The organism is Moellerella wisconsensis ATCC 35017, from assembly GCF_001294465.1.
GTDB lineage: Bacteria > Pseudomonadota > Gammaproteobacteria > Enterobacterales > Enterobacteriaceae > Moellerella > Moellerella wisconsensis.
On record NZ_LGAA01000016.1, the window covers coordinates 178,419 to 185,319 of the forward strand.

5 protein-coding genes and 1 pseudogene are annotated in these 6,901 nt (G+C 39.2%); 5 read left to right on the top strand and 1 reads right to left on the bottom strand.

Going from position 1 to position 6,901, the window contains the following annotated elements; genetic code table 11:
* Positions 1 to 638 precede the first annotated feature (638 nt).
* The 3 genes from yfbV to M992_RS07995 all read left to right on the top strand — a co-directional run bounded on the left by yfbV (position 639) and on the right by M992_RS07995 (position 2,595).
* On the top strand, positions 639 to 1,094 hold the full coding sequence (yfbV, locus tag M992_RS07985) for a terminus macrodomain insulation protein YfbV (protein WP_053908059.1): 456 nt from the start codon (positions 639 to 641) through the stop codon (positions 1,092 to 1,094).
* A 246-nt stretch (positions 1,095 to 1,340) separates the two neighbouring features.
* Positions 1,341 to 1,835, top strand: a complete 495-nt coding sequence (locus M992_RS07990) for a YfbU family protein (protein ID WP_047256114.1) — start codon at positions 1,341 to 1,343, stop codon at positions 1,833 to 1,835.
* Between the two features lie 94 nt (positions 1,836 to 1,929).
* Positions 1,930 to 2,595, top strand: a complete 666-nt coding sequence (locus tag M992_RS07995; RefSeq protein WP_047256115.1) for a sugar phosphatase — start codon at positions 1,930 to 1,932, stop codon at positions 2,593 to 2,595.
* A 139-nt stretch (positions 2,596 to 2,734) separates the two neighbouring features.
* Here M992_RS07995 and M992_RS08000 read toward each other — a convergent pair whose 3' ends face one another.
* Complete coding sequence (locus M992_RS08000) at positions 2,735 to 3,211, bottom strand: GNAT family N-acetyltransferase (protein ID WP_053908060.1); 477 nt, start codon at positions 3,209 to 3,211, stop codon at positions 2,735 to 2,737.
* 222 nt (positions 3,212 to 3,433) lie between these two features.
* Between M992_RS08000 and M992_RS08005 the strand changes: the two genes are divergently transcribed.
* Positions 3,434 to 5,263: an SLC13 family permease gene (locus M992_RS08005; RefSeq protein ID WP_053908061.1), complete on the top strand. Its 1,830-nt coding sequence runs from the start codon at positions 3,434 to 3,436 to the stop codon at positions 5,261 to 5,263.
* Between the two features lie 288 nt (positions 5,264 to 5,551).
* Positions 5,552 to 6,901: pseudogene (locus M992_RS08010) on the top strand (hypothetical protein); the annotation flags it as partial.

The window sequence follows — 6,901 nt, forward strand, 5'->3', positions numbered from 1 at the left end:
GATTTTTCATGACTGATATCATGATAAAGATAAAAAGCCTAAAATATCAGCAAAACAAATTTAGCAGGATAAACTTGCGCTATTTATCGTGATAACTCATACATTTTGTGGCGTTTGCCGAGGGAAAAAACACCGGCGTTGACTCGTGATCGCGAGCCGAAAGATAACTTATGCTGTTTAGGTGCGTCATGTTGCGCATTTGATGGCAATTTAAGTCATTTACGCTGAAAATGTTTGGTTATCTTAGATTGAAATAACGATAATATCCCCAATATATCTATTTAATGCAATAAACTCGCTAGATGATAGCCGTCTCGTTGCTGATGGTCTAGTCCAGAAAATGTAGTAAAAACAAAATATACCTAATTCTACTAAAAATATTTTATTCTTTGTATGCTTTTTTTAATAATTGCATGAGAAATTGATTAGGGTCATAACTCATCGGCGAATATTTTTTTAATAAACTGATGAATTGATGTTGATTCTGTTAGCAAAGCCATCGCTCCGGTGATGTATTGACTCTGATACAACAAGTGTAAATCCTTCGGCGAGCGAGATAAAAGCGCTATACTGCTAAGGCTGCAAATAATAATTGTTTGAATAAAAATAATAACTATCTGATTAAACAGGAAGCCACAATGAGTTCATTGCCAACGCCGTCCCCGGGTTTTTTTAAAAAATTCCGCTTGGGTAAGCAATATATGAATACTTTTCCGCTGGAAAAACAACTGGCGCCGATCTTTCCTGAAAATAGAATGATCAAAGCCACTCGTTTTGGCATTCGTTTTATGCCACCAATAGCAATTTTTACTTTAGCATGGCAAATTGCGCTGGGAGGACAACTTGCCCCTGCTGTAGCTACTGCGTTATTTGCTTGTAGCCTACCAATGCAAGGCTTATGGTGGCTCGGTAAACGTGCGGCTACGCCATTGCCGACCTCATTATTGAATTGGTTTTATGAAATTAGAGAAAAATTCTCTCAAGCCGGTTTATCCATTGCGCCTATCGAAAGCCAGCCGACCTATTTCTCTTTAGCTGAGTTACTTAAACGCGCATTTAAACAATTAGATAAATCTTTTATCGAAGATATCTAACACGTTGCGTTGGTTGATAATTACCTAGTGTAATTATATGAATTTAAACGATATTTTGAGTCTGAGTTTTGCCATTATTTATGCCTCAATAAGGGGCTAACTTTGGTTGATTAAGATTATTAAATACTGATTAAACAATCAGTAAGGCAAAAACCCCTTCCAGATCAATAAAAGGTTTGTTTTGACTGTCCATCTGGATTGTTGAATGCGAAGATAATAAAAAATTTTCCTGTGAGGAGAGACATAATGGAAATGACCAATGCTCAGCGATTAATTTTATCCAATCAATATAAAATGATGACCATGCTTGACCCTGATAATGCTGAGCGTTATCGCCGTTTACAAACCGTTATCGAACGTGGTTTCGGTTTACAAATGCGTGAACTGGATAGAGATTTTGGTGAACTATCTGAAGATAGTTGCCGTCAAATTATTAATATCATGGAGATGTATCACGCCTTACAAGTCTCGCATGAGAACTTAAAAGATATCGACGGTGTTGATCCTCGTCGGGTACAATTTTTAGGATTCGACGCTGCAACCGAAGCGCGTTATCTTAGCTACGTGCGTTTTATGGTGAATACCGAAGGGCGTTATACCCATTTTGATAGCGGAACCCATGGGTTTAACTCACAAACACCTATGTGGGATAAATATTCGAGAATGCTAAATATTTGGCAGTCTTGTCCACGTCAATATCATCTTTCTGCGGTGGAAATTAATCAAATTATCAACGCATAAACCTATTTATCAATACAGGTATTATTAATATCGTTATTATAAGTACCATTATTGTAAATACCGCGATTATAAATATATAGCAAGGGGCATAACAGTGGCGTTACAAGGCAAAGGTTTTTTATTCGATTTAGACGGTACGCTGGTGGATTCATTAGCCGTCGTCGAATATTGCTGGTGCTTGTTTGGTAAAGAACAAGGAATTAGCGACGATGAAATAAAAAACTATATTCATGGTAAGCCAGCGTTAGAATCATTACGTCACTTTATGCCTACTGCAACCGAAGAAGAAATTACAACTAAATTTCGTTGGTTAGAGCATTTAGAAGCTACCGAAACGGCAGGAATAGTTGCGTTACCGGGGGCTGTCGAGTTATTAAATCGGTTAAATCAATTAGCTATTCCTTGGGCGATAGTCACTTCTGGGACTGTACCGATTGCCACGGCACGTTTACACGCTGCGGGATTGCCTGAACCTAAACACTGGGTAACTTTTGAGAAAGTTAAACGGGGTAAGCCGGCACCAGATCCCTTTTTACTCGGCGCGGAGTTACTTGGGTTAGCCCCACAACAGTGCATGGCAGTTGAAGACGCGCCAGCGGGGATCCATTCTGCACTAACCGCAGGATGTCAGGTAATTGCGGTTCATGCCCCTGAGGGGATGCCTCGCCGTGATGAAATTAGTTTAATTATCCATTCACTGCAACAACTGAATATTGAAAATAATAGTTCAACTGGCAGTTTTACACTTTCGGTTGATTAATCTATTCCCTATTCGGGATCGTATTTGCCGCATTGATTAGCCGTGCTGTCGTTTGGCAGCACTGTTTTGAGTTCTATCAATGTTGACTAATAATTTTATTTTCTTCCATTATTTTCTTCCATTAATGACATCCTGATACCTAAATTGATTTTTTCATGCTGGCATTAAGCAGGATTACACCTCGGCATATCGCACGGTTACGTTTGATGATGTGAAAACCATGTCGAGCAAAAAAAGGCTCTGCTGTTAGGCTAACATCGGCAGTTAATTCAGTGAGGCTGAGAAGTTTGGCTTGTGCATCAATGTGCTGCATTAATAAGCTACCTACGCCTTGACGTGCTGCGTGCTGCGCTACAAAAAAATGATCAATATAGCCGGTGGATTGCAGATCGGCGTAGCCAACTATTTGCTGTTTAATCTCGACGACAAATGGGCGTAAAGTACGTATTTTTTGTTGCCATTCATCATTATCCCATTTAGAGCGAGCAGATTGTTGCGGAGCCCACGCATCAATTTGTTCAGGGGTATAATCCTGTATAGCAAGGCCCCGCACTGAAGAAATAAATACCGCTAATAAAGGTAATTCATCACCATACATAAAGCGTCTAATTTTCATTATGTTACTTTCTATAATATTAAATATCCTATGGAATTTGACTATTCTATCCTATCTTTTGTATCCGCGATTAGAGGCGAGTCACTAAGTATTGATTGGTGAGGTTATTATTCAATGCCTTTTAATCATAGCGCGGGTTTAATCAAAGATTTTAAGGTGAAAAAATGCTTAACTAAGCTAAATTGATCACACTGATGTTTCTTACCGACGAAAGAGGCCATTTTGAACGGCGAATTACTGTGGGTATTAACCCTGCTATTGATAGCAATTGTGCTTTTTACTACCAACAAAATCAGAATGGATGTGGTAGCGCTGTTGGTCATTATTGCCTTTGTTCTCAGTGGAACGTTGAGTCTCGAACAGGCAACCTCAGGATTTAGTGATCCAAACGTTTTATTGATTGCGGCTTTATTTGTAATAGGCGATGGCTTAGTAAGAACCGGTGTTGCTTATCAAATGGGCGATTGGCTGGTACGTGTAGCAGGCAGCAGTGAAAGTAAAATGCTGGTATTTTTGATGCTAACTGTAGCTGGATTGGGTGCCTTTATGAGCTCAACGGGAGTGGTGGCTATTTTTATTCCCGTGGTACTTAGTGTTGCGAAGCGAATGAAAACGTCACCTGGCCGCTTGATGATGCCGCTCGGATTTGCTGGCTTAATCAGCGGCATGATGACCTTGGTGGCAACCCCGCCGAATATGGTGGTTAATAGCGAGCTGGTGCGAGAGGGTTTAAAAGGTTTTCACTTTTTTTCTATCACGCCGATAGGATTGCTAATTTTGATCTCCGGCATTGCTTATATGTGGGTGGTAAGGCGTTGGCTAGGCTCAGATAAACCGGATAAAGGGCCTGAGCGCTATCAGAGAACTTTCCGTGATTTAATCCACGATTACCGGTTAGCTGGTCGAGCTCGTCGTTTAGCGATCCGCAAAGGTTCTCCGCTGATAGGGCATTCATTGGATGAATTACATTTGCGTTCTCGCTACGAAGCTAACGTCGTGGGCATTGAACGGTGGCGTAAATTTCGTCGAGTAATGGTGAGTGCGACGGGAGGAACTGAACTGCGAGAAAGAGACGTTTTGCTGGTAGATATCTCGGTAACTGATGATGAATTGCGTCAATTTTGCCATGAGCAAATGCTGGAACCGATGGTGCTACGGGGTGAATATTTTTCCGACCAATCTCGCGATGTAGGGATGGCCGAAGTATCAATGAATCCCGATTCCGACTTATTGGGAAAAAGTTTGCGAGAAATTCGTTATCGCACGCGTTATGGACTTAACGTGGTCGGGATCCGCCGTGATGGCATGGCGTTAGAGGGTAAATTAGTTGACGAGCCGTTGCGTTTAGGCGATGTGTTATTGGTGATCGGCGATTGGAAGTTAATTCGGGTGTTATCCACCAAAAAACGCCATTTTATTGTGCTGAATTTAGCTGCGGAAATTGAGGCAGTTGCTCCCGCATCATCTCAGGCCGCCCATGCGATATTCTGTTTAGCGCTGATGGTCGCTATGATGGTGACCAATGAGATCCCAAACTTTATTGCCGCATTAATTGCCTGCTTATTGATGGGGAAATTTCGTTGCATCGATATGGAAAGTGCCTATAAATCAATCCACTGGCCAAGTATTATTTTGATTGTGGGAATGATGCCGTTTGCAATTGCATTACAAAAAACCGGCGGTATTGATTTAATTGTTAAATTCCTGATGGATGTCGCCGGTAATATGGGGCCGAGAGTCATGTTACTGTGCTTATTTATTTTATGTGCAACCATTGGCTTATTTATTTCTAATACCGCCACTGCGGTGTTAATGGCACCGATTGCGATTGCGGCAGCAAGGCAAATGGAAGTGTCACCGATGCCTTTTGCTATGGTTATCGGCGTGGCGGCATCGGCGGCATTTATGACCCCGGTATCTTCCCCCGTTAATACTTTAGTTTTAGGCCCAGGTGGATATAAATTTGCTGATTTTCTGAAATTCGGCGTGCCGTTTACCTTTATTGTGATGCTGATTAGTATTGCAGTTATCCCTGTTTTATTTCCTTTTTAATTATTCGGCAGCCCATTGGCTTAATGGCAGAGGGCTGCCAATGATCTCAGTCTGTTAGCCATTTATAGCTTCTTATTCTCATCATAAATCAGCCAATAAATAATTAATATTTCCATTAGATATTTATTGTTTTTTTCGATATTAATCTAATGCTAATTATTAGCAGTGAGTATTGTTTTTTATTAATAGTTAAGTATGTTAATCATTAATAATAAAATACTTATATTTCATTATTAATAATTGTTAGTGCTAACTCTAATATCCCCTATTATTAAAAGGACATGTCTTATGGATAAGCGAATAAATAAATTTTCTAGTAAAGAAGAGATAATCATAAAAAAAGATTTATATGAAAAAGAAATAACAGAAGTTAATAATGAAAGTGTAAGTTCATCTAATAGTTTATTTAAAGAAAAAGAAAGTAATCGTCTTCTGCCTAAAAATCGACGTCAGAAAAGAGATATTGTTAGTTTTTTCGAATATAACATTATGGGTTCCTATGAAGGTAATGAAGAAGATAATGATGTCGATGCGATAGCAATAACGCCAGCCACCTTATTTTCAGGTTTAACCGATGGATTAAGAATTAATACCCATGGTGGCAATGATAACATAAAAGTAGCCACATTAGCTGTGGTTATAAATACCGGTTCGGGAAATGATACCGTCGTTGGGGGGACTGCTTATATGTCGATTACTAACCCTGATGGCGATTTAAACGTAAGTGGAGCCTCAGGTTATACACAAATCCACAGTCTAGGAACTGGTAATATTAATTATGTTGGGGCTACCGGCGGTGTAGAACTATTGCATCAGGCAATAACCGGTCATACCTATGCGAAAACATACAGTTTATATAATAAATTTAAACGTGTGGGAGGAAATGGTAATTTAATTGTTGAAGGCGTCGGAGGATATAATGAAATTTACTCCAGTGCCAATGTTGGGGATATTAATATTAATTTATCCGGAGGATATAATAGTATCACTCGCCAAGGCGGTGTTGGTGATATAAATGGTAATGGGATTGCGGCTTATAATGAAATAATCTCTCGAGTTTGGCAAGGTGATATTAATATTGATTTATTAGGTGGGTACAATAAAGTCACGCACTCTGGACGAAAAGGAAACATTAATAGTAAGGCCATTTCCGTATATAACAATATAGTTTCAAATGTTGTTCATGGTGATGTTAATGCTAATCTATTGGCGGCTCACAATAGTGTTTCTCATTTTGGACAAAAGGGGGATGTTAATATAAAAGGAATTTCAGCCTTTAATTATATATACTCTTCAGTAATGGATGGAAATATTAATGTTAATTTAACTGCCGGCTATAATAAAATCATACGTGAACATAATAATAATTTATTACTTAATCCATCTGATATACAAAAACCGGAAACTACAGGGAATATTTCTTTTTGGGGGCATGGAATAGCGAATTATATTGTATCTGATGTTGATAACGGCCAAGTTAATTTTGAAGGCAATGGTATAGCTAATATTATTAACCACTGTTCTAAACAAGGTGATACTTATTTTCGCGGAACGGGGGGAGCGAATATAGTTTTAAAAACCGGGCAGCAAGGTGATTTAGTTTTTGAAGGTCAAGGTATCGCCAATGTCGTAGTAAAT

What these genes read in the sequence shown, in the direction of transcription:
- yfbV (WP_053908059.1), top strand. Translation starts at nt 639, where the DNA reads ATGAGTTCATTGCCAACGCCGTCCCCGGGTTTTTTTAAAAAATTCCGC.
- M992_RS07990 (WP_047256114.1), top strand. Translation starts at nt 1,341, where the DNA reads ATGGAAATGACCAATGCTCAGCGATTAATTTTATCCAATCAATATAAA.
- M992_RS08000 (WP_053908060.1), bottom strand. Translation starts at nt 3,211, where the DNA reads ATGAAAATTAGACGCTTTATGTATGGTGATGAATTACCTTTATTAGCG.